The sequence below is a fragment of the Streptococcus sp. HMSC36C04 genome (assembly GCF_001839535.1).
GTDB classification, from domain to species: Bacteria; Bacillota; Bacilli; order Lactobacillales; family Streptococcaceae; genus Streptococcus; species Streptococcus hominis.
In genome coordinates, this window is the sequence record NZ_KV841588.1 from 43217 (window position 1) to 69174 (window position 25958).

A 25958-nucleotide genomic window follows, 5' to 3' on the forward strand; every position below is an offset into this window, starting at 1 on the left:
GAACATGTCGAAAAATCGTTTAGCAGTTTCTCTTCCGGGATTGGAACTGAAAAATCCAATTATTCCAGCTTCGGGCTGTTTTGGTTTTGGTCAGGAATATGCCAAATATTATGACCTAGATGTGCTTGGCTCGATCATGATTAAAGCAAGCACGCAGAATCCTCGTTTTGGCAATCCGACACCGCGCGTGGCGGAAACACCAGCTGGTATGCTCAATGCTATTGGTTTGCAAAATCCTGGTGTAGATGTGGTGTTAGCAGAAAAGCTTCCTTGGCTGGCTCAACATTATCCTAATCTGCCGATTATTGCTAATGTTGCTGGATTTTCTAATGAAGAATATGCTTTTGTCGCAGGAAAAATTTCTCAAGCACCAAACGTTAAAGCAATTGAACTCAATATTTCCTGTCCTAATGTGGATTATGGCAATGGAGGATTATTGATTGGGCAGGTGCCAGATTTGGCTTACAATGCTACGAAAGCAGCAGTTGAAGCTTCTAGTGTGCCGGTATATGTCAAATTAACGCCAAGTGTAGCAGACATTACCGAAATTTCTAAAGCTGTAGAAGCTGCAGGAGCAACAGGCTTTACCATGATTAACACCTTAGTTGGTATGCGATTTGATTTGAAAAGTAGAAAATCGATTCTCGCAAATGGAACGGGCGGTATGTCAGGTCCTGCTGTTTTTCCCGTTGCCTTGAAGTTAATTCGTCAGGTAGCCCAATCCAGCAGTTTGCCAATCATTGGTATGGGTGGAGTAGATTCAGCAGAAGCAGCCATTGAAATGTTTATTGCGGGAGCATCAGCTATTGGTGTTGGTACGGCAAATTTCACAGACCCTCATGCTTGTCCTAATATCATTGAGAACCTACCTAAAGTTATGGATAAGTATGGCATTGAAAGTTTGGAAAGTCTGCGAGCAGAAGTCAAGGAAAATTTGCTTGCTTAATTGATATTTTACTTGACAAGAGATAAAGTAAATTATAAAATAATTGAAATAAAACCTTTAAAGAAGTCCAGAGAGGCTCCAAGGTACATACGGTTTAAAATGGCAATAAAATGCTGATTTTCGTGTAACCTTGCTCTCAGGCAAGGTTTTTCTTTATGATTATTACCAGATTACCAGTAAAAATAAGGAGATTATCCCCCATGCGTGAAGAACGTCCTATTATTGCCCTTGATTTTCCGTCATTTGATGATGTCAAGGAGTTTTTGGAGCATTTTCCAGAAGACGAAAAGCTCTATGTCAAAATCGGTATGGAATTTTTCTATGCCATTGGTCCGGAAATTGTGCATTATCTGAAAGGTTTGGGACACAGCATTTTCCTAGATTTGAAATTGCACGACATTCCAAATACAGTGCGCTCTGCCATGTCAGTTTTGAGAACCTTTGGGATTGATATGGTGACGGTTCATGCGGCAGGTGGCGTGGAAATGATGCGAGAAGCCAAGAAGGTTTTAGGCGATCAGGCAAAGCTCGTAGCAGTGACCCAGTTGACTTCTACCAGTGAGGAAGATATGAGAGATTGCCAAAATATCCAAACAACTGTTTCAGAATCTGTTGTCAACTATGCCTGCAAAGCTAAGGAAGCTGGACTGGACGGAGTTGTTTGTTCGGCTCAGGAGGTTAAGCTGATTAAAGCCGCAACATCAGAAGATTTTCTGTGCGTCACTCCAGGTATTCGACCAGCTGGTTCTGAAATCGGGGATCAAAAACGGGTTATGACGCCGCAAGAAGCACATCAAATTGGTAGTGATTACATTGTGGTTGGACGTCCCATCACACGAGCAACTGATCCAGTAGCTGCTTACCGAGCTATAAAGGCGGAATGGGTGAATGGCTAGAAAAATTTATCGAGCAATCATTGACAGACCGATAGGTTATCAAGATAGTTTTGGAAATCGTTATCCTATCAACTATGGTTATATTCCGGATTTATTTGCTGGAGACGGCGAAGAACAAGATGTTTATATCATTTCGGAAAAAATACGAGAACCTTTGGAATCTTTTGAAGGAGAATTGATTGCTGTTATTCACCGACAAGATGATGTGGAGGATAAGTGGGTACTGACCTCTACAAATGAGAATATTACCATAGAAGATATTAAAGAAAAGACATATTTTTTGGAACAATATTTTGTTTCCACTATTGAATTATTGTAAAGGAGAAATCATGACTTTAGCAAAAGATATTGCCCGTGACTTACTGAAAATTGAGGCTGTTTACTTGAAACCGGAAGAACCTTTCACTTGGGCAAGCGGTATCAAGTCTCCAATTTATACAGACAATCGTGTGACCTTAGCCTATCCAGAAACGCGGACCTTGATTGAAAATGGTTTTGTAGAGAAAATCAAGACTGAATTTCCAGAAGCAGAAGTCATTGCTGGAACAGCGACAGCAGGTATTCCTCACGGTGCAATTATTGCAGATAAGATGAACTTACCGTTTGCCTATATCCGTAGCAAACCAAAAGACCACGGTGCTGGAAATCAGATTGAAGGTCGGGTAAAATCAGGTCAAAAAATGGTCGTGGTTGAGGATTTAATTTCAACTGGTGGTTCCGTTTTGGATGCCGTTGCAGCAGCGAAGCGGGAAGGTGCAGATGTCATTGGAGTAGTGGCTATTTTCACTTATGAATTGCCTAGAGCAGAAAAGAATTTTTCGGATGCAGGTGTGAAACTAGTGACCTTATCTAACTATACTGAATTGATTAATCTGGCGGAACAAGAAGGCTATGTTTCAGCAGAAGGATTGGCACTACTTGAGAAATTTAAGCATGATCAAGAAAATTGGGAGGGATAAGGAAAATAAATCTAGTAGAACTAAGTAGGAAGTATCCTCAGGCAGAAGTTTGGGCACATCCAGATGAATTTCCAGACTTATATGATTTGACATTGAGAGGAACTAAGCAAGCGACAAGTTCTTGGTTTGAAGAGTATGAAAAAGACAAGGTATCGTTACCTAAAGTTGGAGAAGTCTCCATCATGCTAGATAGAATGGAGAATCCTAGTCGAGCCTTGGTTATGGTGACAAACAAAGTTCTTGTCCGTCCCTTTCATCAAGTGACAGCAGAAGAAGCTTTTTTAGAAGGGGAAGGCAATCGTAGTTTAAGAGATTGGCAGACTATTTTTGGGGATTATTGGCGTAAAACCTTGCCAGAAGAAGGATTAGAATTTTCAGAGTCTGGTTTGGTTGTTACAGAAATTTTTACTGTTTTAGAAGATTATCTTTTAGACAATGAAGAAAACGGACGTAGCAAGTAATTAGACGTTAAGCAGCAATCTGACGATTGTTGTTTTTAAAATAGCGGAATAAATTAGATTTTGATATAATGGGCCTATGCTAAAAATGTACTCTTTTTTCTTTGGAATCTTGCAAAAAATCATGTTACTTGTGTGCTTGCATTGGTTTTTTACTGCGATTATTCATCTAGGGACAATTTCTAGTCTGGCTTTGATTGGAGTGACAATACTAGCGTTTCTGGCTTATCGTTATCTAGAAAATTTTAAAAAATGCTACCACTACCTGATGAAGCACAAAGTTGCTATTATGATAGCGGTGATTATATTTCAGTTAGCAATGCTTTTGTCTGCTCAATTGTTGATTCGGCGAGATGCAGCAGTTGTTTTTAACGGCGCTTTTAAGTACTTAAAAGAATCTTCTATTTCCAGCTATTTGACACGCAATCCGAATAATCTGTTTCTCTTTTTGTATGAGCGCTTTTTTTATAATATCTTTGGAAGCTCAGCTTTATGGATTTTGCAGGGATTAAATATATTTTATGCCGATATAACGGCACTCATTTTGTACAAGGGAATGAAAAAATATGTGAGTGAGTCTGCTGCTGATGTGACATTTAGTTTGTATGTGTTGCTAGTTGGCTTTTCACCTTATTTTTATTCGATGTACACGGATATATGGCCTCTTCCGCTCATTGCTTTACAAATATTCTTACTTTTTGATTTACTTGGGCTTCGATGGCAGGATAAGAGGGTACTCTTCATAAAGACAATCAGATTAGGTTTGATAAGTGGGCTTGCAGTGCTGATACGACCAACTGTGTTGATTGTTATTATGGCAGGTTTTATTTTGCTGTTGTTCAAAAAGGAATGGAAGAAATTTATCCTAATCTTTTTCACCTTTCTCCTATCGTTTGGCGTAACTTCTATCGGCGGAAACTATCTGAAAGCGACGCAAACAGAAGTGACATTGATACAAGAGAAAGGATTGTCTAAAAGTCCTCTGCTCTTTATTGACTTAGGGTTGACTTTTATTGGACACGATCAAGAAGACATGAAAGAGGGTTTGCTTCAATACATTGATGTGGATCAGAGAGAACAGTATAATAATGGAATGTTTAAGCAAGAAAATGTAAAAAAAGAAATCAAACGACGTTTAAAAGAGTATTCATTTTTTGGATTTCTCAATCATCTTTACTATAAGCATTCATTAACTGTTTCAGAAGGAACTCTAGGCTGGTTGTATCGAGATGTGGAATATGAAAAAACGCCCTATATTTCTCCTCTTTATCCTTATACAAAAAAGAATCCTGTGGCGCAGTTTATCAGAACTTATTTTCTGAGTGTCGATAAGAATGAGTATCGGTATTATGAGATTGTGAAGCAGGTTATTTGGATTGTGATGAGTCTGGGACTTGTTTTTGCCTTGTGGAAATATCGTGCAAATGATAAATTGAATTGTATCAGTCTTGCAGTTTTTGGAGGTTTGTTGTTTTTGCTCATTTTTGAAGGTGGAAAGACGCGGTATTTAATACAATTTTTACCGCAAATCATCATATTGTCTGCATTAGGATTGACTAAATATTTACCGGATTGGTTAAAAAGTAAGAAAGGAGAAAAGATAAAATGAGAAAATCGTTTTACACTTGGTTGATGACGGAGCGTAATCCCAAAAGCAAAGCGCCCAAGGCAATACTCGCCGATTTAGTTTTTCATGAACCGACTTTTCCTAAGCATACGGATGATTTTGATGAAGTCAGTCGCTATTTAGAAGAGCATGCTGACTTTTCCTTTAATCTTAGCGATTTTGATGCGATTTGGGAAGACTATCAGGATCATTAGTTCAGAGAAGTGATAGAATTTTCCGAGTTACTTTGCTATAATAATAGTAAATAATATGAAGAAAGAGGTTCTTTATTTGCAAGAACATTCAGTAGAAATTACCTTACAGCATCCGGATGATGCTTTTCATCTTTTTGGTTCCAATGAACGTCACTTGCGTTTAATGGAACAGGAGTTACAGGTAACCATTCATGCAAGGACGGAGGTTGTCCAGATTATCGGTAGCGAAGCAGCTTGTGAGGAGACTCGCCAGGTGCTTCAAGCTCTGCTAGTTTTGGTGAATCGCGGGATGACGATTGGGACGCCAGATGTAGTGACGGCTATTACCATGGTTAAAAATGGTGAAATTGATAAGTTTGTGGCTCTGTATGAGGAAGAAATTATCAAAGATTCTTATGGCAAGCCCATTCGTGTCAAGACCTTAGGGCAAAAAATCTATGTTGATAGCATTAAGAATCATGATGTTGTCTTTGGGATTGGACCGGCAGGAACAGGAAAAACCTTCTTAGCGGTGACCTTGGCAGTGACAGCACTCAAACGCGGTCAGGTCAAGCGGATTATTTTGACTCGTCCGGCGGTTGAAGCAGGGGAAAGTCTTGGTTTCTTGCCAGGAGATCTAAAAGAAAAAGTAGATCCTTATCTGAGACCCGTTTACGATGCACTCTTCCAAATTCTTGGGAAAGAACAGACTACGCGCCTTATGGAGCGAGAAATCATTGAGATAGCCCCTTTAGCTTATATGCGTGGACGAACATTGGATGATGCCTTTGTCATCTTAGATGAAGCGCAAAATACGACCATTATGCAGATGAAGATGTTTTTGACCCGACTTGGTTTTAATTCCAAGATGATTGTCAATGGAGATATTAGTCAGATTGACTTGCCGAAGAACAGTAAATCAGGTCTCATTGATGCGACAGAGAAATTGAAACAAATCAAGCAGATTGATTTTGTTTATTTATCTGCAAAAGATGTTGTCCGCCATCCTGTAGTAGCTGAAATTATCAAGGCTTATGAACATTCTACTGAAATGGCGCATCATCATTTTTCTAAAGAAGAAAAATCAAGTTTGACCAATTCCAAAATCGTCGGCGAGCCAGCCAAGGAGTCGGAAGATGATGAAGGGCTATCTCTTGACTAATCTGAACAAGTTGCACACGACTAATTTTGGGGAAGTACGCTTGCAAAAGAATCTGCTACGTGACTGATGGCTATCAATGCATCTTCCTATGTCATAATCACAGGACACAGAAAGTAAGAATTAAAAAATGATTGACCAACTATCTAAGTATTACAGGTGTAGAATACTAACTGAAAAGGATATTCCAAGTATTTTATCTTTATATGAAAGCAATCCTCTATATTTTCAGTATTGTCCACCAAAGCCAAATTTGGCAAGTATAAAAGAGGACATGCTTCGTCTACCTGAAGGTAAAGCTAAGGCTGATAAGTTTTATGTTGGCTTTTGGGATCGCTCTAACCTTGTAGCTGTTATGGATTTTGTCTATGCCTATCCTGATGAGGAGACAGTTTTTATTGGTCTATTTATGGTTAATCAGACCTATCAAGGGAAAGGTATTGGCAGCCAGATTGTGACAGAAGCGCTAACCTATTTTGCTAAAAACTTTCGAAAAGCACGTTTGGCTTATATCAAGGGGAATCCACAATCTCAGCATTTTTGGAAAAAGCAGGGCTTCAAACCAATTGGAAGTGAGGTCAAGCAAGAACTCTATACGGGTGTTATCGTTGAACAGAGCTTAAGAGGTTAGAAATGGCATCAAGTAAAAACTATTTGGAATTTGTTTTGGAGCAATTATCGGGATTAGATGATGTGGCTTATCGTTCCATGATGGGGGAGTATATTCTTTACTTCCGTGACAAGATTATTGGTGGTATTTATGATAATCGCTTTTTAGTTAAACCTGTGCAAGCAGTCTTAGATAAGATTGACCAACCTTCGTTTGAGTTTCCATACGAAGGTGCCAAAGAAATGATTTTAGTGGAAGACCTTGATAATAAGGTGTTTCTAGAAGATCTGATTTTAGCTATGTATGATCAACTGCCGCTACCTAAACCTAAAAAGAAAAAGCAAATGTGAACAAAGCAACAAAGAAGCCTGCTAAGGGCTTTTTTGTTATGGCTAAAAAAGGAAACCAATTTACCAGATATAGCTCCGAATTTAAATGATAGGTGGTGGAAGATTACCCCAGTGGATAAAACGTGGAAATGCATTTTTTATCTTATCAAAGTTTCAAAAGCTAAAAACATTTCGCTTGATGACTTTGAAGAGGTTGTTGCTAGTCTCTATCTTAGCGTTGGGGTATGGGAGTTCAAGAACGATGTTAGTATTGTTTTGGCCTTTCAGAAAGTTCATAATCTCCAGTGGACTTACTCGTTGTATGAATTTTATAGCACTTTTATTGTTTTGTTTCGTGAAATAGTCTTAATTACTTTATTCTTATCATAATAAAAATAAATCAAAGGGTGACAATCTGTCAAGAAAACTTCCTTAAAAGATATGTTTTTTTTAACTGATTTGAAGTATAATAGTAATTGTAGTATAGTATTGAAATTTATACTATTAGCTTATAAAAAATTAGAAAAAGGAGAAATTTATTATGAAGACAAAGAAGTGGATAATTTTCTTTTTATCTTTATTCACGGTCTTTACTGTTATAGGTTTCTGGAACGTCCAGCGGGTTTCTGCTGCTGACGTTACCAATAAAGCCCATTTCGAGGACTTGAAGATTACTATCGCATCTACAGGAAGTGAGACTGAAGGAATTCATGGTTCAAACGATACTTTGATGAAATTGAAATATTCAGGTAAATTCTCATTTCCCAATGTGGCAGCTAATGAAATCAAGAATGGTGATTACTTTATCGTAAAGGCTCCAGATAACTTGAGTTTGACAGATAGTAGTCTGGATCTCATCGATAAAAATTCAAATACAAAGATGGGAACTGTGAAGGTAGAAAGTGCCAACCATCGGCTAGTATTTACCTTCAATGACAAGGTGAAGGACAAGCAAAATATCCGTGGGGACTTTGTTGCAGAAGCAACTGAAACGCTCAAAAAAGAGGGGAAAACGGTTACCTATGTTTTACCAGATGGTAAAAAACAGACCATCACGTATAAAGTGAATAAATATCAACAGACTGAAGTGATTGGAGAAACTATTACAAAGTACGGTTATAACGATAACAATAAGGCGAGGGCACATTTTCAAATGAAAATTAATCGCGCTAAGAAAGATATGACTGGACATGTGGTAAAAATTACGGATGATGTTTCAAAGGGAGCCTTCGCTAACTATGTGGAAGATACTTTCTATATGTATGAAGCAGAATTTGAGACGACGAATACGAATTCATCTGCTCTTAAACATATAGGTGATAAATACGAAATCACAACCGATCCGGAGGCATACAAGGCTGACTCAGATAAAAAGGCTTTGTTGACCTTTGTCAATGGGAAACGAGGATTTGAGTTGCTCATGCCGACCAATATGGGAACAAAGAGCTTTTTCTTAACGTATGATACGTCCTCACCAGCAGATACTTCAACGATAAGTAACTCAGCGCAGTACTTGATTGATAACCAACCACAACTTATTTGGGAAAAATACGGAGGTAGTACTGGAACCAAAACAGAAGCAACGTTTAATGTAAAGACGGTTAAATCTGTAGGTGCAACTGTTACTGCTGATATTGCTGGAAAGATCAAAATTACTAAATTCGATGAAGCTGATGCAGATGTTAAGTTGAAAGATGTTAAATTTGACATTATTGATAAAGCGACTAATAAAGTAGTTGATACAGTGGTAACGGATGAAAACGGTATTGCTCTTTCAAAGGCTCTCAATGATGGGAAGTACATTGTCAAAGAAAAGAAAACGAAGTCGGGTTACATTGTTAATAGTCAAGAGTTTGAAGTAGAATTGAAAGAAGGAAAAGGTGTTCCGCTCAACATCTCTAATAAACGTGTGACAGTTGATTTTAAAGCAACCAAGACTTGGGTAGGCGGAAAGAAAACTGACTACAAAGAAGTCAAACTTGGCTTGTATGTCCACAAGAAAGGACAAACTGTTGCAGATTCAAAACCTGTCTCAGGGAACTATACTCCTGAGGTAACTGAGTCCAATGGTGTTTATACTTACGAGTGGAAAAATCAACTACCTAAGTATGATGTAGATGGAACCACAGAGTTAGTCTACTCTGTTCGCGAACTTCAAGATGAGACAGCTTTGCCTTTGGAAGGAAATGAAAAAGTCGAAATAGGTAGCCACAACTACGTTGTCTCTTACAATGACGAGATGACCAAAATCACCAATACTTATCTTCCTCCACAGACAAATGTGACTGCTAAGAAAGTCTGGACTGGTGGTAAGGCTGATGCCCGTCCAAAATTCTATTTCAAACTGTATCGTACATTAGAAGGTGGAACTGAGGAAGCTGTAGCTGATGCTGAGAAGAAAGAAGTTCCAAAGACAGATGGAACTGTTGAATGGACCAATCTTCCTGCGACAGATGCAAATGCTACGAAGTACACTTATAGTGTTAAAGAAGTAGATGCTCAGGAAAAACCAGTCACTACCGTAGGCGGCTACACAGCCAATCAAACAGATGCTACGACTGTCACAAATACATATAAATTATTACCAACTAAAACTGATATCTTCGTTGATAAAGAATTGACTGGTAATCGTCCGACTCCTCTTCAAGCAGATGAATTTGAATTCATCTTGAAAGATGAGAAAGGAACCGAAGTTCAACGCGCTAAAAATGATGCCAATGGTCATGTTGTCTTCAAGGATATTCCTTTCGACAAGGAAGGACAGTACAAATTCACTATTGTTGAAGCTCATGCTGGTCAAACGATTAACGGTGTGACTCACGATTCAAGAAGTGTTCACGTCACCGTTTCTGTGTATGATCCTGGACAAGGTAAACTTGTTGCAACCCCTCTTTATAACCAGATTTCTGCTTTAATAGCTCCTTTTGCGAATTTCGCAAGTTCTGACTCATTGCTTCCTCCTGGAGCCATTTCTGTCATTGATAATGGTGGAATTCAGAAATTCGTAAATACTTATAAAGCAACTAAAGTGAAAGTTCCTGTTGCTGCAACGAAAACGTTGATCAATAAGAACACAAATGAACCGATTCAGCTTCAAGGTGACGAGTTTGAATTCACTTTGACTGACTCAAACGGTGTGGTTCAAGATACTAAGAAGAATGACAAGGACGGAAAAGTTAAGTTTAAAGAGTTGACCTTCAATGAATCAGGCACTTATACTTATAAGATTGCTGAGAAAGCGGGTAATGCTACAGGTATCAAGTACGATACTAAAACCATCACAGCCACAGTGACTGTAGTGGACAATGGTAAAGGTGTCCTTAAAGCAACTGTTGCTTACGACGATGAAAAAGCATTCGAGAATACCTACACTCCAGCAGGTACTACATCAGTTACTCTTGGAGCGAAGAAAGTTCTAAAAGATAAAGCGCTAGAAGCAGGTAAGTATAGTTTTGTTCTAAAAGAAGGTGACAAAGTCCTTCAAACAGTCACTAATGAAGCAAATGGCAATATCTCATTTGCCCCATTGACTTACGACGAAAATCAAGTTGGTACACATAAGTACACCGTTTCAGAAGTTTCTGGAAATGAAGCGGGAGTAACTTATGATTCAACGGTTTACGAAGTAGAAGTCAGGGTTGAAAAAGTCAGTGCTACTGAATTAAAAGCAACCGTTTCTAAACAAGCCAGTGACCTTGTATTCACGAACAAATACACTCCAGCTAAAACACAAATTCCAGTGAAAAAAGTATGGAATGATGCCGACAACCAAGATGGCAAACGCCCAGCTTCTATCACAGTAAAACTCCTCGCAGATGGCACGGATACTGGAAAAACACTTGAATTGTCAGAAGCTAATGGCTGGGCAGGTAGCTTCACAGATTTAGATGCAGATAAAGGCGGAACTTCGATTGATTATAAAGTAGTTGAAGTTAGCTCAGTAGCTGGTTATACAAGTGAAATCAGCGGAGATGCAGCAACTGGCTTTACAATCACGAACAAATATACTCCAGAAACGATTGACATTAAAGCCACAAAGAACTGGGATGATGCCAATAACCAAGATGGCAAACGTCCGAAATCGATTACGGTCAACCTCTTGGCTGACGGTGAAAAAGTAGCTTCCAAAGAAGTGAAAGCGGCAGCTGACGGCGCTTGGTCTACAGTCTTTACAAAACTTCCTAAATTCAAAGCAGGCAAGGTGATTAAATATAGCCTGACCGAAGAAGTCGTTTCTGAATATACTAGCGAAATCAATGATTTCAATATTACCAACAAATACACACCAAAAATGATTGATTATCAAGTGACGAAAACTTGGAATGACAATAATAACCAAGATGGCAAACGTCCAGACCATATCACGGTTCACTTGATGAAGACAGTTGGTGGTGTGACTACCGAAGTTGAGAAATATGATATCAAAGTCGCTGAAGCAGACCCAGCGAATGGCAATGTTTGGAAACATACCTTTACTAATCTTCCAAAATACGAAGCAGGTCAAGAAATTGTCTATTCTGTCAAGGAAGATGCTGTAGCAGGATATGAAACATCTATCAAGGGTCAAGAAATCACAAACACCCATGAACCAGAAACAATCGTCATTTCTGGTAAGAAAGTCTGGGAAGATGCTAACAACCAAGACGGCAAGCGAACCAAAACAGTCAAGGTTCAAATTCTGAAAGGCGGCACAATCGTTGATGAAGTTGAAACTTCAGAAGAAAAAGGTTGGGCTTTTGAATCCAAACCATTACCGAAGTATGAAAATGGTAAAGAAATCGAATATGATGTCAAAGAAGTTGCCGTAGAATCTTACGAAAAGCCAATAGTTGAAAAATCTCAAGACGGCAAATACACAATTACCAACAAGCGTACCCCAGAAAAGGTAAACTTGACAGGTCAAAAGACTTGGAATGACAGTAATAACCAAGACAGAAAACGTCCTACTGAAATCAAAGTTCGCTTATTGGCAGATGGCAAAGACACAGGTAAAGTAGCGACAGCGAGCGAAGCAACTGATTGGAAATACAGCTTTGAAGGTTTGGATCGTTACAAGGATGGCAAAGAAATTGTTTACTCTGTTAAGGAAGTAAATGTACCAAAAGGCTATACCTCTAAAGCAAATGGCATGAATCTTGTCAACAGCTACATTCCAGCTACTACTTCAGTTAGCGGTCAAAAGACTTGGAATGACAGTAATAACCAAGACAGAAAACGTCCTACTGAAATCAAAGTTCGCTTATTGGCAGATGGCAAAGACACAGGTAAAGTAGCGACAGCGAGCGAAGCAACTGATTGGAAATACAGCTTTAAGGATTTGGATCGTTACAAAACTGGAAAAGAAATTGTTTATTCTGTTGAGGAAGTAGATGTAGCAAAAGGCTATACCTCTAAAGCAAATGGCATGAATCTTGTCAACAACTACACTCCAGCTACTACTTCAGTCAGCGGTCAAAAGACTTGGGAAGATGACAATGACAAAGACGGTCTTCGTCCAAAAGAGATTCAAGTAAGATTGCTTGCAAATGGTAAAGATACGGGCAAAGTAGCGACAGCAAGCGAAGCAACTGGATGGAAATATAGTTTTGAACAACTTGCCAAATATGAAGCAGGTAAGGAAATCACTTATACGGTGGAAGAAGTTGCGGTACCGAAAGGTTACACACCGAAGGTAGATGGTATGAATATCACGAATCGTCATACACCAGAGAAGCCACAAATTCCACAAACCCCACCAAGTACACCAGAGAAATCGAAGAAGAAAATTCTCCCTTCAACAGGTAGTCAAAATTCATTCTTTGCATTACTTGCAGGTCTGTTCACCTTAAGTGGAGCTGCTTACTTGTTAAAGAAGAAGGTGTAATTCTATCATCAGATAGAACAATGAAAGTCCATTAGAGAAATCTAGTGGGCTTTTTCAGGCTCATTGTCAACTGTAGTGGGTGACTAGATCTAAGATCGAGAGAGGGACGAAGTTCTCTCTTTTTGCTTGTTTTCACTCTGAAGCGACAGGGAGGCTACCAAGAGGGTCAGAAGGGAGCCAATAGAGGAAAGAATAGAGATTAGCAGTCCAAAGCTTCTTCGTTCATGATACTCTAAAGAGGTAAGAACAAGGAAGGAGAAGGAAATGGAGTTCAAGGAGTTGTATAGGAAGGTAAGGGGGATTGTTATAATAATGCTTTGTGTGAAAATTTCCTCTCACACTTCAAAAGTAAGTCCTTATGGTTACATCCACCGTTAGACAGAGAGGAACTGCTCAACCAAATCAAAAGTTAGACTGGTATAATAATGATAGACCATAAGAAAGATTAAAAGGTATGACTCCTAGGGAATATCAGGAGTCATACCTTTTAACAGTTACTTTTTTATCTGTCCATTTTAGATGGGGATTGACACCAAGAGTTTTTTATTATACAGACTCAATTTTTATATAAAAAGAGTCTAAGACACTATTTTTCTCAGACTCAAATTGTTCTTATAATAAAAGCAATGGTAGGTGATTATACAAAGCATTACTTTGAGGTGGTGGGTAGGACTTGGCGAAGCCATCCTTTTCGAAATTTATACTAATAAATCATTGATATCGGTGTAGTCACGCTTAAGCCCTTCTGCGACAGGTCGGTTAGTAATATATCCTTTATAAGTAGTAACTCCTTGTTGTAGACCCAAATCATCTGCAATAGCTTGTTCAAACCCTTTGTCCGCCAAAGCTTCAATGTAAGGAAGTGTTACATTTGTTAAAGCAAGAGTTGATGTGCGAGCAACAGCACCAGGTATGTTGGCAACTGCATAATGAAGCACGCCATGTTTTTCATAGACAGGTTCATCGTGAGTGGTTACACGATCAGCAGTTGCAACAACTCCACCTTGGTCAACGGCTACATCCACAATAACAGATCCAGGTCGCATTTTACTGACCATTTCATCAGTAACGAGCTTGGGAGCTTTGGCACCAGGGATTAATACTGCTCCAATCACTACATCGGCCTCTTTGACACTTTCAGCAATATTGAAAGAATTAGACATAAGGGTCTGGATTTGGTGGCCAAAAAGGTCTTCGAGTTCGGACAGGCGTTTAGCGCTGATATCAAGAATAGTGACCTGCGCTCCCAGTCCTAAAGCGATGCGAGCTGCGTGTGTTCCAACAACGCCCCCTCCAATGATAGTGACTTTTCCTTTAGGAACACCTGGCACACCGCCCAGTAGTACACCAGAACCACCTTCTTGTTTGGTTAGAAAGTGAGCTCCAATCTGTACAGCCATACGTCCTGCCACTTCACTCATGGGCACAAGCAAGGGGAGATGCCCCTCTTGGTCACGAACGGTTTCGTAAGCAATTCCTATTGTCTTGCTAATCGTCATAGCATCAGCTAATTCAGGTGCAGCAGCCATGTGCAGATAAGTGAAAAGCAAGAGATTGTCACGTAAGAAAACATATTCAGCAGCTAAGGGTTCTTTGACTTTGACAACTAGATCAGCTGTCCAAGCTTCGGCTGCAGTTGTAACAATTGTCGCTCCCTGTGCTTTGTAGTCAGCGTCTGTAAATCCAGAACCAAGACCAGCTTTGGTTTCAACCAAAACCTGATGACCTTTTTGGACGAGACTGTGAACGCCAGCTGGTGTTAAAGCAACACGATTCTCATTGTTTTTAATTTCTTTTGGAATACCGATTAACATAGATTTACTCCTTTTTTGAGATGTTTTTATTGTATATGAAAACGTTTTAAAAATCAAGGAAAAATTAGAAACATTGATTTCAGTGAGTATTTATGTTATGCTATGAGGCAACATAGGAGGTTCGTGCAAAATGGAAAGTATTTATCTAAAGCTAGCTGAAAACCGAACTTTGGAAACAGAGCGCCTGCTCCTACGACCTGTGACCTTAGATGACGCTGAGGCTATGTTTGAATATTCTTCTGATGAAGAAAATACTCGCTATACTTTTTTACCTAATAAAGATTTGGAAGAAACTAAAAATATTATTGCTCGTTTGTTTATGGGTCGACCACTTGGAAATTGGGGGATTGAGCTGAAGGAAAGTGGTAAACTGATTGGCAGCATTGACCTACACAAGCTGGATCCGGTCCTCAAAAAGGCAGCTATCGGCTATGTGATTCATAAGAATTACTGGAATCAGGGCTTGGCAACGGAAACATTGAAAGAAATAATTCGACTGGCTTTTGAAAGTTTGGATATGAATATGTTAGTAGCTCTCCATGATGTTGAAAATCCCGCTTCAGGACGAGTTATGGAAAAGGCTGGTATGAAGTTTTCCCATATTGACCCATACGCAGCACTCGATGAGCACGAGGAAGGTCGAATTTCTCAGAGAGCTTATTATCGTTTGACAAAGGAAGATTATTTTAAAAAATATTGATGTGAACGTGATATTTATAGGAAATTTTAATGGTGATTAGGTTCTTTTTGGGACGTTCTAACAAAAAGTTCTTTCTCTTATGATGAAAACATTTTTCAAATCTATTGACAAGAATCTGTCTGCATGATATAGTAGATGGGTACTGCTGATTTAGCTCAGTTGGCAGAGCGCATCCATGGTAAGGATGAGGTCGCCGGTTCGATCCCGGCAATTAGCATGATGAACAGGAAAAAGCCCAATTTTAATGGGCTTTTTTGCATTGGTGACGATATTAAGACATCAAATTCATCAGCTATTATAGGTGATGGTATTCTCTTAGGTCAAAGCGTTGGCACAGACCTAGTCGGTTTGGACTTCTATCAAATAATGCCGGAAAATAATGCTGGTATCTGACCCGATTACAGGCGCCTCCGGCTAACTTCATCATGGTCAATACTTAAGGAAAACGTTTTGTAGATGAGTACGGTAGTCGAGATAAATTGGACCAAGCAGCGATTGACAATGGCGGTCTTTTCTATCTGATTGCAGACGAAAATATCAAAGAAACGGCTTATAATACCAGTCAAGAAAAGATTGATGCGCAGGTAGCACATGGAATGATTTACCGATCAGATAGTTTGGAAGAGTTGGCTTAACAGCGACAAATGGAGCTACAGGTCTTTATCAAGACGATCACAGCTTATAATATTTATGTTGATGCGGGCTATGATCCTGAATTTGAAAAGGAAGCTTTCGATCTCAAGGTTGAAAAAGCACCGTTTTATGCCACTCTTCGAAAACCAGCCGTTCACCACACTATGGGTGGGCTTAAGATTGATACGGAAACACATGTTATCAATAAACAAGGACAAGTTATCCAAGGTCTCTATGCAGCTTGAAAGTAGCTGGCGGATTGCATGCCGGAAACCGTTTAGTTGGCAATTCTCTTACTGATATTTTCACTTTTGGACGTATCGCAGCCGAAACCGCTATTGCAGAGAAATGTTAATCTTGATTTTTAGGTAGAAATCCTCTCAGTTTTGGGAGGATTTTTTGTAAATATTCTTGACATGCATTTCTTTTAATGTTAAAGTATTAACTAATTAAAAGTAGAAAGGAGAATGTATCATGAATGATGTAAAACAAAACAGTACTCAGGTATATCATACGACAGAACTCCTTTCTAGCACAGCACTGTAATTTATTTTTGATGAAAAAATAAATAAAACAAGTAAGCTCAGGACAGGTTTATTCTGTCTTGGGCTTTTTTGTGCGTTTCGGGAAGGATTAGGATGATTAAAAGTTTGTTTGGATATATAAAAGAGCATAAATGGTTATATTTATCCATTGCTCTGGTTTTACTATTGTATGATTTTACCATGTTGATTCCAACACAGGTGATTCAGCGTTTGGTAGATCATCTGTCGCATCATACTTTGACACAGCAGAATTTAATTAGAGACGTTGGTTTGTTAGCTTTGGTGACAATTTGCAACTATCTGTCGGCTTACTATTGGCATTTAAAAATATTTCAGTCGTCTATTGACTATAAGTTTCTCATGCAAAGAAGAGCTTTTGAGAAATTGGTAGCTATGAGAACGCCTTTCTACGAAAAATTTCGTTCTGGCGATATTCTAACGCGTTTTTCAACAGATGTTGAGGGAATGATGGAGATGGTTGGTTATGGGATTGTCATTCTCTTATATGCTGGAGGCATGATTGCCTTTGTCATTCCGACCATGTTTTTTATCTCATGGGAAATTAGCTTACTGGCTATGCTTCCGCTTATGATATTGATGATATGGATTTATTTTCTTGGAAAAAAACAAGATAAATTAGTCGAAAATAATCGTGAAGCAGTGGCATCTTTGAATGATGAGGTACTGGAAACGATAGAGGGAGTCCGAGTTGCGCGTGCTTATAGCAAGAAAGCAACCCAGAAAGAACAGTTCCAATTGCGCACGAAAGCTTTATCTAAGGTCGGCGATCAAATTGCTGGCATTCAGTATCTTTACGCACCGCTCTCTTCTGTCTTTATCGCTTTATCAACGATTATTGTGCTTCTTATTGGTGCTGCTTTTATAAAAACGGGACAGTTGACAATTGGGCAAGTGATTGCTCTTCAATTGTATGTGATTAGCCTGATTGAACCTTTTTGGATGCTGTCAGATTTTATCTTGGTCTATCAAACAGGGAAAACATCTTTTAAAAAGGTCATAGAATTGATTGAAACGACAGATGATATGAAAATGAGTGGAAAAGAGGAGCTGCAACATCTTATCTCTATTCGATTTCAAGATTATCATTTCACTTACCCACAAGCAGAAAGACCCAGTTTGCGTAATATAACTTGGCAAATCGAAGCAGGGAAAACGTATGGTATTGTTGGAAAAACTGGCTCTGGTAAAACAACCTTAGTTCGTCAGCTTCTTCAGCAATATCCTATTGGACAAGGTGAATTTCAGATAAATGGAAAATCTGTCAGTCACTATTCACGTCAATCAATTGAAGCGATGATTGGCTATGTCCCACAGGAACATATTTTATTTTCAAAATCCGTCAAAGACAATATTGCCTTTGGCAAGAGGAATGCGACATTAAGTGATATTGAGCGGGCTATTGAAACAGCGGCATTTTCAGAAGATTTAAAACGAATGCCAGACGGACTGGAAACTCTTATTGGTGAGAGGGGAGTGTCAATATCTGGCGGTCAAAAACAAAGAATTTCTTTGGCACGCGCTTTTATTAGACAGCCAGAAGTCCTTATTTTGGATGATTCTTTGTCTGCAGTTGACGCTCAGACAGAACGCCGAATTATCCAAAATATCCAGAAGGTACGAGCGAATCAGACAACAATCATTGTGACGCACCGTTTGTCAGCTATCCAGCAGGCAGACTGGGTTCTTGTCTTAGAAGACGGACAAATTATAGAAGAAGGGACTCCGAACCAGTTGCTTAATAAAGGAGGTTGGTACGCCGAACAATATCAGCGGCAGCAACATCAGAAAGGAGGGAGCGAATGAGTATCATTAGTCGTTTATTAAAAGAACTAAAAGTTGTTCGAATTGCATTCTTTCTTGCGGTCGGAATTGCTGTCTTAGCAACAGTGACTAGCCAACTGTCCCCTCTCTTTTTGAGAAATATGATAGACGGACCACTTACACAGATTGGAAGTGGAAAAGATCGTCAGGTTCAGCTTTTGCAATTAGCTGGATTATACCTAATTGCTGTAGTTTTGGGGAGCGCCTTGACTTACTTAGGCGACCGACTTTTAGCGCATTGTGGCAACAAAGTAGCCGAACATCTGAGAAATGAAGCTTATCAAGTCATGCAAAATTTGCCGATTTCTTACTTTGATGATAAGCCGGCAGGGAAGATTGCGACCAGAATTGTAAATGATACGGAAACCTTACGCAGACAATTTTATGCCAGTTTGGTTAGTGTTTTGATTCAAATTCTTCGGATTGTTTTTACCTACGTTCTGTTATTTTATCTTAATCCACTTGCAGCCTCAGTGCTGCTGCTATTGCTTCCTGCTTTTTATGGAATTCAGGTATTTTATAAAAAACTAACGGACAAGCCGATGGAAGACTTTTATGATTCACGGAGTGACATCAATAATCAAGTGAATGAATTGATGCATGGAGCTAGTCTGATACAGCTATATAATCAGGAAAAAATAGTTCTTTCAGAATTTGATGCAACTGCCCGAAAAATGAGTCAAGCCGATAAACAAATTGTATGGGTAAGCGCTCTTTCGTCTTGGCCGCTAACGGAATTTTTGAAAAATGCAGTGCTTGCTGTTATTTTGACAATAGTTGGTCAGCAATTTTTAGGCGGTCATAGCGTTATTACCGCAGGTGTACTGTTTGTCTATCTCAATTATATTATTGATTTATTTGATATGATGGGTTTTCTGGTTCGCCTTTTTCCGAATGTACAACGATCATTGGAAACAGGAAAACGAGTTTTAGAATTGTTAGATCAACCTCAGGAAGCAGATGAGAAAGCCCAGTTAGTAGTCAATAAAGGTAAGGTTGTGTTTGAACATGTGAGCTTTGCGTATGAGAAAGATAAGACTATCCTGCACGATATTAGCTTTAAGGCAAAGCAAGGAGAGACGATTGCTTTGGTAGGGCATACCGGCTCTGGAAAATCTTCTATCATGAACCTACTTTATCGTTTCTACGAACCCCAAAAAGGGAAAATATATATTGATCAACAAGACATCCAACAATATTCTCGTGAAAGTCTTCGTAGTCACATGGGGATTGTTTTGCAAGATCCTTATCTATTCACAGGAACACTAGCAAGCAATGTAGCTATGAGCCATTCAGGCATCAATCGTGAAAAAGTTTTGGAAGCTTTAGAAAAGGTTGGTGCAAGGGACTTGCTGGCTCGTTGTAAAAAAGGAATTGATGAACCTGTAAAGGATAAAGGGACAGCATTTTCGAGCGGTGAACGGCAACTGATTTCATTTGCACGAACTCTCTACGCTAATCCCAAAATTTTAATATTGGACGAAGCAACTTCCCATATTGATACAGAAACCGAAGAAATGATTCAAAAAGCAATGGCTGTGGTCAAGGAGGGGAGAACGACTTTTATCATTGCTCACCGTTTATCCACCATTCAAGATGCAGACCAAATTTTGGTTATTTCTGAAGGAAAGATTGTGGAGAGAGGGCAACATGATACATTGGTAAAACAAAATGGCATCTATGCGCAAATGAGCCGCCTCCAGCAACAAGTATAAGTTTTGAAAGAAAGAATATGAAATAAAGAGCAAAACGAAATAGTAAATGATTTATAAATCAGGCATCCCTATCTGAAATATGGTATAATGAAGTGATACTAATAAAGTGGGTGTAATATGTATATAGAAATGGTCGACGAGACAGGGCAAGTTTCAGAAGAAATCATCAAGCAAACACATGATATACTGGAATTTGCTGCTAAAAAGATTGGCAAAGAAGAAAAAGAAATGGCAGTGACATTTGTTACCAACGAGCGCAGCCATGAGCTGAATTTGGAATATCGAAATACAGATCGTCCGACAGATGTTATCAGCTTGGAGTACAAGCCTGAGCTGGACATTGCCATTGACGAGGAGGATTTACTAGAAAATCCTGAGCTGGCGGAAATGTTAGAGGATTTTGATGCCTATATCGGAGAGCTCTTTATTTCCATAGATAAGGCGCGTGAACAAGCAGAAGAATATGGTCACAGTTTTGAGCGAGAGATGGGGTTTCTTGCAGTACATGGTTTTCTGCATATCAATGGATACGATCACTATACGCCGGAAGAAGAGGCGGAAATGTTTGGTTTACAGGAAGAAATTTTGACTGCTTATGGACTTACAAGACAATAATACAAATAAACGCAAATGGAAAAATCGAGATGTGATTTCGAGTTTAGAATTTGCTCTTACAGGGATTTTTACAGCAATCAAAGAAGAGCGCAATATGCGCAATCATGCTGTTTCAGCAGTTGCGGTCGTGCTTGCAGGATTGCTTTTTCGGGTATCTGCGATAGAGTGGCTCTTTCTCTTTTTGAGTATTTTTCTAGTCATTTCTTTTGAGATTATGAACTCTGCTATTGAAAATGTGGTGGATTTAGCTAGTGATTATCACTTTTCCATGCGAGCTAAAAATGCCAAGGATATGGCAGCAGGAGCTGTTTTGGTTGTTTCGGGTTTTGCGGTTATAACAGGATTGATTATTTTCGTTCCGAAAATTTGGAATTTACTTTTTTAACATGAAAATCGGAGAATCCTTTCCGATTTTCTTATATTAGACTAATAAGGAATAAACGAGGTGAAAAATGACCTTTAAATCAGGATTTGTTGCTATTTTAGGACGTCCAAATGTTGGAAAGTCTACTTTTTTAAATCATGTTATGGGGCAAAAGATTGCTATCATGAGTGATAAGGCTCAGACGACTCGTAACAAGATTATGGGAATTTACACGACAGATCAGGAGCAGATTGTCTTTATTGATACGCCAGGGATTCATAAGCCAAAGACTGCCTTGGGCGACTTTATGGTGGAATCCGCTTACAGCACGTTGCGTGAAGTGGATACAGTTCTTTTTATGGTTTCTGCCGATGAAAACCGCGGTAAGGGTGATGATATGATTATGGAGCGTTTAAAAGTGGCTAAAGTTCCTGTTGTTCTGGTCATCAATAAAATTGATAAAGTACACCCGGATCAGCTGCTGAGTCAGATTGATGATTACCGCAAGCAGATGGACTTTAAGGAAGTTGTGCCAATTTCTGCTCTTCAAGGCAATAATGTTTCGCATCTAGTTGATATTTTAAGTGAAAACTTAGAGGAAGGTTTCCAATATTTCCCAGCTGACCAGATTACCGATCACCCTGAGCGTTTTTTGGTTTCTGAGATGATTCGGGAAAAGGTTTTATTGCTGACACGTGAAGAAATTCCGCATTCGGTGGCGGTGGTCATTGACAGTATGAAGCGGGATGAGGAGACTGACAAAGTGCGTATCCGCGCTACCATTATGGTGGAAAGAGACAGTCAAAAGGGCATTATCATCGGCAAAGGCGGCTCTATGCTTAAGAAAATCGGCTCTTTGGCACGCCGCGACATTGAACTCATGCTAGGTGATAAAGTCTTTCTTGAAACTTGGGTTAAAGTCAAGAAAAACTGGCGGGACAAAAAGCTAGACTTGGCAGATTTTGGATATAACAAAAAGGAGTATTAGAGGCTGAGGAAGATGAGGTCGTTATTTGTCGCAGAAAAAGGTCACCAAAATGATAAAAGTATTGTCCTTTTGCATGCGTCTGGTTCTAGCAGTTAGATGTGGGCACATCATATCGCTGAGTTAAAAAATGATTTTCACTGTATAGCTGTTGATTTGCCTGGACATGGTTCTAGTCGCGACATTGGGTGGACAAATTTTAATGATGTTACAGAAATGATTGCTGATATCATCAAAAACAGGGCTCACGGCAAGCCGCACCTTGTTGGACTATCGTTGGGAGGCAGTCTCGTTCTTAAATTGTTGGAAAAACATGCTGATTTATTTGATAGAGCGATTGTTGACGGTGCCTGTCACCACCCTATAAAAGGCTACCGCAAAGTCATTGCCGGTGTTTACATCATGTCGTTATTAAAAAACACTAAGCTAATGGGCAACCTTATGGCAAAAATGATGCAGAAAGATGGTGTACCTGAAGAGAGCTATCGTTAGTTCATAATGGATTTGCAAAGGGCTTCTGCTAAGTCTTTTCGCCGAGCAATGTTACAGGCAAATCTGCTGAGGATTACTGCAAATTTCGACAATCCTGTTTTCTTTGTTTCGGGCGGTAAAGAATTTGAGACTATTCATGAATCTCATAAAGAATTTGCAAGAAAAAACAGACTGAGTGATTGTGCCTATTATCCAAATAAAGGGCATGCTTGGTTGTTTAGTGATATTGGCACGCATATACAATTACTCCGTTACTTTTTTCAAGACGGATCGTTTCCAGATAAATTGAAAGGTTTCTAAATATGGACTACATTTCTTATATTCGATCAAAGGTTGGGCATGACAAGGTTATTCTGACCTTTTCTGGCGGTATTTTAGCAGATGACGAGGGACGCGTGCTGTTACAACTACGCGGTGATAAGAAAACATGGGCTATTCCAGGCGGAGCAATGGAACTTGGTGAGTCCACTCTTGATACTGCTAAGCGTGAGTTTTTTGAAGAAACAGGCATTGAGGTAGAAGCTACTCGTTTTCTAAATGTTTACAGTAATTTCGAGGAAGTTTATCCGAATGGTGATGCGGTGCAGACGGTTGTTTTTATCTATGAGCTGACGGCTGTTTCACCAGTGAATATTGCAGATTTTCACAATGAAGAAACTCTACGCCTGCGTTTCTTTTCTAAGGAAGAAATTGAGAAATTAGAATCTGTGAGTAGTAAGCATCGCCTGATGTTAGCTGAGTATTTTGATGACAACTTTGCGATGGGACATTGAGTTGAGATTGCCATAATCAGTGATTAGTTTAATTTTTTAAGGAGGTAGGGCAATGGAATTTGTAAATCTTTTAGTAGAAAACGTGGAACGAGTCGAGGAGCGTTTTTTATCGGTGCTGGATAATTTATCTGTGGAAGAAGTAAATGCTTTTCCGGTTGCAAATACAGTTCCGTCCATTAAGTCTGTGACTTGGCTGACTTGGCATACGGCGCGGGAGCTGGATTTTCAGATTGCTGATTTAGCTAAGACCGAGCCAGTCTGGTTCTCTAAAGGTTGGAAGAAAAAGTTTGCCTTGGATTTGCTAGATGATACGGAAGATTGGCACCATACTCCTCAAGAAGCGCATAAAGTTGTGGTGACAGATATTGAGTTGCTCAAAGGCTATCTGTCTGATGCGGTTGCGGCAACAATTGCTTATTTATCAGAGGTGAATGAAGACAGTTTGGAAGATGTTGTTGATGAGAATTGGACTCCAGCAGTTAAGCGTGGGAATCGTTTAGTATCGATCATCGACGATGCTGCTATGCATTCAGGTCAGGCAATCTATGCTCGCCGCCTGCTAGGAAGAGAAGATTGAAAAAGGTAATGGTAGGGGAAGTTCGAGCGGTCGAAAAATCTCATCTAGCTGACTGGGCTTACTTTGTTCATTTAGCTTGGAAGACAGAGAAAAAGAAATTACTAGCAGCATTTTCTGAAGGAAAATTTCCTAATGAATTTTTGTACTACATAGAAGGAGAAGCCGTTGCTTGGGTCAGCTTATCTATGCGTTCGGAGTATGTGGAAGGAGCAGAGCAACTTCCTGTCGCATATATTGAAGGCATAGCGGTAGCACCTGTTTTTCAAAGACATGGTATCGCTACTCAGCTTCTTGACTTTGCTCAGTCGTGGGCGACAGAAAAAGGAGCATCTCAGCTAGCTTCAGATTGTGATATAGACAATGCAGTCAGTCAAGCTTTTCACAAGAAGACAGGATTTGAAGAAATAAGTCGAACGGTGCATTATATGTTACATTTGGATAAGAAAGGATAAAGATTTTATGCCCGAATTACCAGAAGTAGAAACGGTACGCCGTGGTTTAGAGCGGCTGGTTAAAGGAAAAGAGATTGAAAAGGTAGATGTCCGTTATGCCAGGATGATTGGAACGGGGGCAGATCCTTTTGTCTTAGAATTACCGGGGCAAAGCATTGATGCTGTTGGGCGTCGGGGCAAGTATCTGATTTTTTATTTGACGAATTGGGTGCTGATTTCGCATTTGCGCATGGAAGGAAAGTATCTTTTCTATCCTGAAGAGGTCCAGTTGACGAAGCATTCTCATGTAATTTTTCATTTTACAGATGGCAGCAGCCTCGTTTATCAGGATGTTCGGAAATTTGGCACGATGGAGTTGTTGAGAAAAGAACAAATAACATCCTATTTTACTGAGCGAAAGCTAGGACCAGAACCGACTGAATCAGATTTTCATTTACTGCCATTTGAAACCGCTCTGAAAAAATCTAAGAAATTGATTAAACCTTACCTGTTGGATCAAACTTTAGTAGCTGGTCTTGGCAATATCTATGTAGATGAAGTATTATGGCGGGCGCAGATTCATCCGGCAAGAGCAGCTCAAAGTTTGACTGCTGGAGAAGCAGAGGAATTACGCAAGCAGATTATTGCAGACTTGCAGTTAGGTATTGAAAAAGGCGGTTCAACCATTCGCACCTACCGCAATGCGTTGGGAGAAGACGGCACCATGCAAGATTTCCTGCAAGTCTATGGAAAAACAGGTCAACCTTGTACTAGATGCGGTCACGAAATTGAAAAAATCAAACTAGCTGGTCGTGGAACTCACCTTTGTCCACATTGTCAAAAAATGAGGTAGGACATGGCAAAAATAATCGGAATTACAGGCGGTATTGCTTCTGGCAAATCGACAGTCACAAATTATCTCAGGCAAAAGGGCTATCAGGTCATTGATGCGGATCAGGTGGTCCATGAATTGCAGAAACCGGGAGGTCGACTTTATCAAGTTCTGTTGTCAGAATTTGGAACAGAAATTTTATTGGCAGACGGTCAATTGGATCGAAAAAAGCTAGGAGCTCTTCTCTTTAGTCGTCCCAATTTACTAGAGAAGTCCAGTCGCTTACAAAATAATATTATTCGAGAAGAATTAGCTTTAAAACGTGAGCAATTGGCAGCAACAGAAGAGCTTTTCTTTATGGATATTCCACTCTTATTTGAACAGGAATATGAAGATTGGTTTGACCAAGTTTGGCTAGTAGATGTGAGTAAAGATACTCAATTAGAACGTTTAATGACTCGAAATAATCTTAGTCAAGAAGAGGCTCAACGACGCATAGCAGCCCAACTTTCTTTGGCAGAAAAAAGACAAAGAGCTGAAATTGTGATTGACAATAATGGTGCGCTTTCGGCTACTTTAAAGCAGGTGCAGGCATTTTTAGACAAAGAAAGAAGATGATT

23 protein-coding genes, 1 tRNA gene and 2 pseudogenes are annotated in these 25958 nt (G+C 39.4%); 25 read left to right on the forward strand and 1 reads right to left on the reverse strand.

All coding sequences use genetic code 11. The features are described from left to right. Positions 1-4 precede the first annotated feature (4 nt). The 11 genes from HMPREF3249_RS04320 (at position 5) to HMPREF3249_RS04375 (ending at position 13020) form a co-directional block, all read left to right on the forward strand. Entirely contained in the window at positions 5-946 is a 942-nt protein-coding gene (locus tag HMPREF3249_RS04320) for a dihydroorotate dehydrogenase (RefSeq protein ID WP_003042536.1), read from the forward strand. A gap of 200 nt (positions 947-1146) precedes the next feature. Further along, positions 1147-1842: an orotidine-5'-phosphate decarboxylase gene (pyrF, locus tag HMPREF3249_RS04325; protein ID WP_003035645.1), complete on the forward strand. Its 696-nt coding sequence runs from the start codon at positions 1147-1149 to the stop codon at positions 1840-1842. Continuing rightward, the gene (locus tag HMPREF3249_RS04330; protein ID WP_059220661.1) at positions 1835-2161 is read left to right on the forward strand and encodes an inorganic diphosphatase; all 327 of its coding nucleotides are present in this window, start codon (positions 1835-1837) and stop codon (positions 2159-2161) included. Before pyrF ends, HMPREF3249_RS04330 begins: the two co-directional genes overlap by 8 nt. A 10-nt stretch (positions 2162-2171) precedes the next feature. After that, complete coding sequence (pyrE, locus tag HMPREF3249_RS04335; RefSeq protein ID WP_059220664.1) at positions 2172-2801, forward strand: orotate phosphoribosyltransferase; 630 nt, start codon at positions 2172-2174, stop codon at positions 2799-2801. After that, positions 2789-3262: an ASCH domain-containing protein gene (locus tag HMPREF3249_RS04340; protein ID WP_222611892.1), complete on the forward strand. Its 474-nt coding sequence runs from the start codon at positions 2789-2791 to the stop codon at positions 3260-3262. Before pyrE ends, HMPREF3249_RS04340 begins: the two co-directional genes overlap by 13 nt. Before the next feature lie 76 nt (positions 3263-3338). Next, positions 3339-4868, forward strand: a complete 1530-nt coding sequence (locus HMPREF3249_RS04345; protein ID WP_059220666.1) for a glycosyltransferase family protein — start codon at positions 3339-3341, stop codon at positions 4866-4868. Beyond that, positions 4865-5080 carry a YozE family protein gene (locus HMPREF3249_RS04350; RefSeq protein ID WP_059220668.1) on the forward strand — a complete coding sequence of 72 codons (216 nt, stop codon included), beginning with the start codon at positions 4865-4867 and terminating at the stop codon, positions 5078-5080. The genes HMPREF3249_RS04345 and HMPREF3249_RS04350 overlap by 4 nt, the downstream gene beginning before the upstream one ends. A 76-nt stretch (positions 5081-5156) precedes the next feature. Further along, the gene (locus HMPREF3249_RS04355) at positions 5157-6221 is read left to right on the forward strand and encodes a PhoH family protein (RefSeq protein WP_059220670.1); all 1065 of its coding nucleotides are present in this window, start codon (positions 5157-5159) and stop codon (positions 6219-6221) included. A gap of 127 nt (positions 6222-6348) precedes the next feature. Next, positions 6349-6849 carry a GNAT family N-acetyltransferase gene (locus HMPREF3249_RS04360; protein WP_059220672.1) on the forward strand — a complete coding sequence of 167 codons (501 nt, stop codon included), beginning with the start codon at positions 6349-6351 and terminating at the stop codon, positions 6847-6849. Positions 6850-6851: 2 nt separating this feature from the next. Then, entirely contained in the window at positions 6852-7178 is a 327-nt protein-coding gene (locus HMPREF3249_RS04365) for a TfoX/Sxy family protein (protein WP_037607740.1), read from the forward strand. Positions 7179-7698: 520 nt separating this feature from the next. Beyond that, on the forward strand, positions 7699-13020 hold the full coding sequence (locus HMPREF3249_RS04375; protein WP_059220674.1) for a Cna B-type domain-containing protein: 5322 nt from the start codon (positions 7699-7701) through the stop codon (positions 13018-13020). Positions 13021-13718: 698 nt separating this feature from the next. On the opposite strand, the gene ald is transcribed toward HMPREF3249_RS04375, so the two are convergent. Next, complete coding sequence (gene ald, locus HMPREF3249_RS04380) at positions 13719-14834, reverse strand: alanine dehydrogenase (RefSeq protein WP_059220675.1); 1116 nt, start codon at positions 14832-14834, stop codon at positions 13719-13721. A 130-nt stretch (positions 14835-14964) separates the two neighbouring features. Between ald and HMPREF3249_RS04385 the strand changes: the two genes are divergently transcribed. The 14 genes and pseudogenes from HMPREF3249_RS04385 to coaE all read left to right on the forward strand — a co-directional run bounded on the left by HMPREF3249_RS04385 (position 14965) and on the right by coaE (position 25956). Beyond that, positions 14965-15534 carry a GNAT family N-acetyltransferase gene (locus tag HMPREF3249_RS04385; RefSeq protein WP_059220678.1) on the forward strand — a complete coding sequence of 190 codons (570 nt, stop codon included), beginning with the start codon at positions 14965-14967 and terminating at the stop codon, positions 15532-15534. A gap of 144 nt (positions 15535-15678) precedes the next feature. Then, a tRNA-Thr gene (locus HMPREF3249_RS04390) sits at positions 15679-15751 on the forward strand. A 41-nt stretch (positions 15752-15792) separates the two neighbouring features. Further along, positions 15793-16522: pseudogene (locus HMPREF3249_RS04400) on the forward strand (FAD-binding protein); the annotation flags it as partial. A gap of 283 nt (positions 16523-16805) precedes the next feature. Beyond that, positions 16806-18536, forward strand: coding sequence for an ABC transporter ATP-binding protein (locus HMPREF3249_RS04405; RefSeq protein ID WP_070867496.1), 1731 nt, complete (start codon positions 16806-16808; stop codon positions 18534-18536). Further along, positions 18533-20269: an ABC transporter ATP-binding protein gene (locus HMPREF3249_RS04410; protein WP_049517476.1), complete on the forward strand. Its 1737-nt coding sequence runs from the start codon at positions 18533-18535 to the stop codon at positions 20267-20269. Before HMPREF3249_RS04405 ends, HMPREF3249_RS04410 begins: the two co-directional genes overlap by 4 nt. A gap of 117 nt (positions 20270-20386) precedes the next feature. After that, a complete protein-coding gene (ybeY, locus tag HMPREF3249_RS04415) occupies positions 20387-20884 on the forward strand; it encodes an rRNA maturation RNase YbeY (protein ID WP_003024775.1) in 498 nt (165 codons plus the stop codon). Continuing rightward, positions 20865-21269 (forward strand): diacylglycerol kinase family protein, encoded by a 405-nt coding sequence (locus HMPREF3249_RS04420; RefSeq protein WP_003029873.1) that lies wholly within the window; start codon positions 20865-20867, stop codon positions 21267-21269. The genes ybeY and HMPREF3249_RS04420 overlap by 20 nt, the downstream gene beginning before the upstream one ends. Before the next feature lie 67 nt (positions 21270-21336). After that, entirely contained in the window at positions 21337-22236 is a 900-nt protein-coding gene (gene era, locus HMPREF3249_RS04425; protein ID WP_003024769.1) for a GTPase Era, read from the forward strand. A gap of 96 nt (positions 22237-22332) precedes the next feature. After that, positions 22333-23025, forward strand: a pseudogene (locus tag HMPREF3249_RS09640) (alpha/beta fold hydrolase). Between the two features lie 2 nt (positions 23026-23027). Further along, positions 23028-23498: an NUDIX hydrolase gene (locus HMPREF3249_RS04440; protein WP_049533934.1), complete on the forward strand. Its 471-nt coding sequence runs from the start codon at positions 23028-23030 to the stop codon at positions 23496-23498. 52 nt (positions 23499-23550) lie between these two features. Next, a complete protein-coding gene (locus HMPREF3249_RS04445) occupies positions 23551-24075 on the forward strand; it encodes a mycothiol transferase (protein WP_059220682.1) in 525 nt (174 codons plus the stop codon). 8 nt (positions 24076-24083) lie between these two features. Then, the gene (locus HMPREF3249_RS04450) at positions 24084-24527 is read left to right on the forward strand and encodes a GNAT family N-acetyltransferase (RefSeq protein WP_059221317.1); all 444 of its coding nucleotides are present in this window, start codon (positions 24084-24086) and stop codon (positions 24525-24527) included. A gap of 7 nt (positions 24528-24534) precedes the next feature. Further along, positions 24535-25359 (forward strand): DNA-formamidopyrimidine glycosylase, encoded by an 825-nt coding sequence (gene mutM, locus HMPREF3249_RS04455; RefSeq protein ID WP_059220683.1) that lies wholly within the window; start codon positions 24535-24537, stop codon positions 25357-25359. A 3-nt stretch (positions 25360-25362) separates the two neighbouring features. Further along, positions 25363-25956, forward strand: a complete 594-nt coding sequence (gene coaE, locus HMPREF3249_RS04460) for a dephospho-CoA kinase (protein WP_049533939.1) — start codon at positions 25363-25365, stop codon at positions 25954-25956. Positions 25957-25958 lie beyond the last annotated feature (2 nt).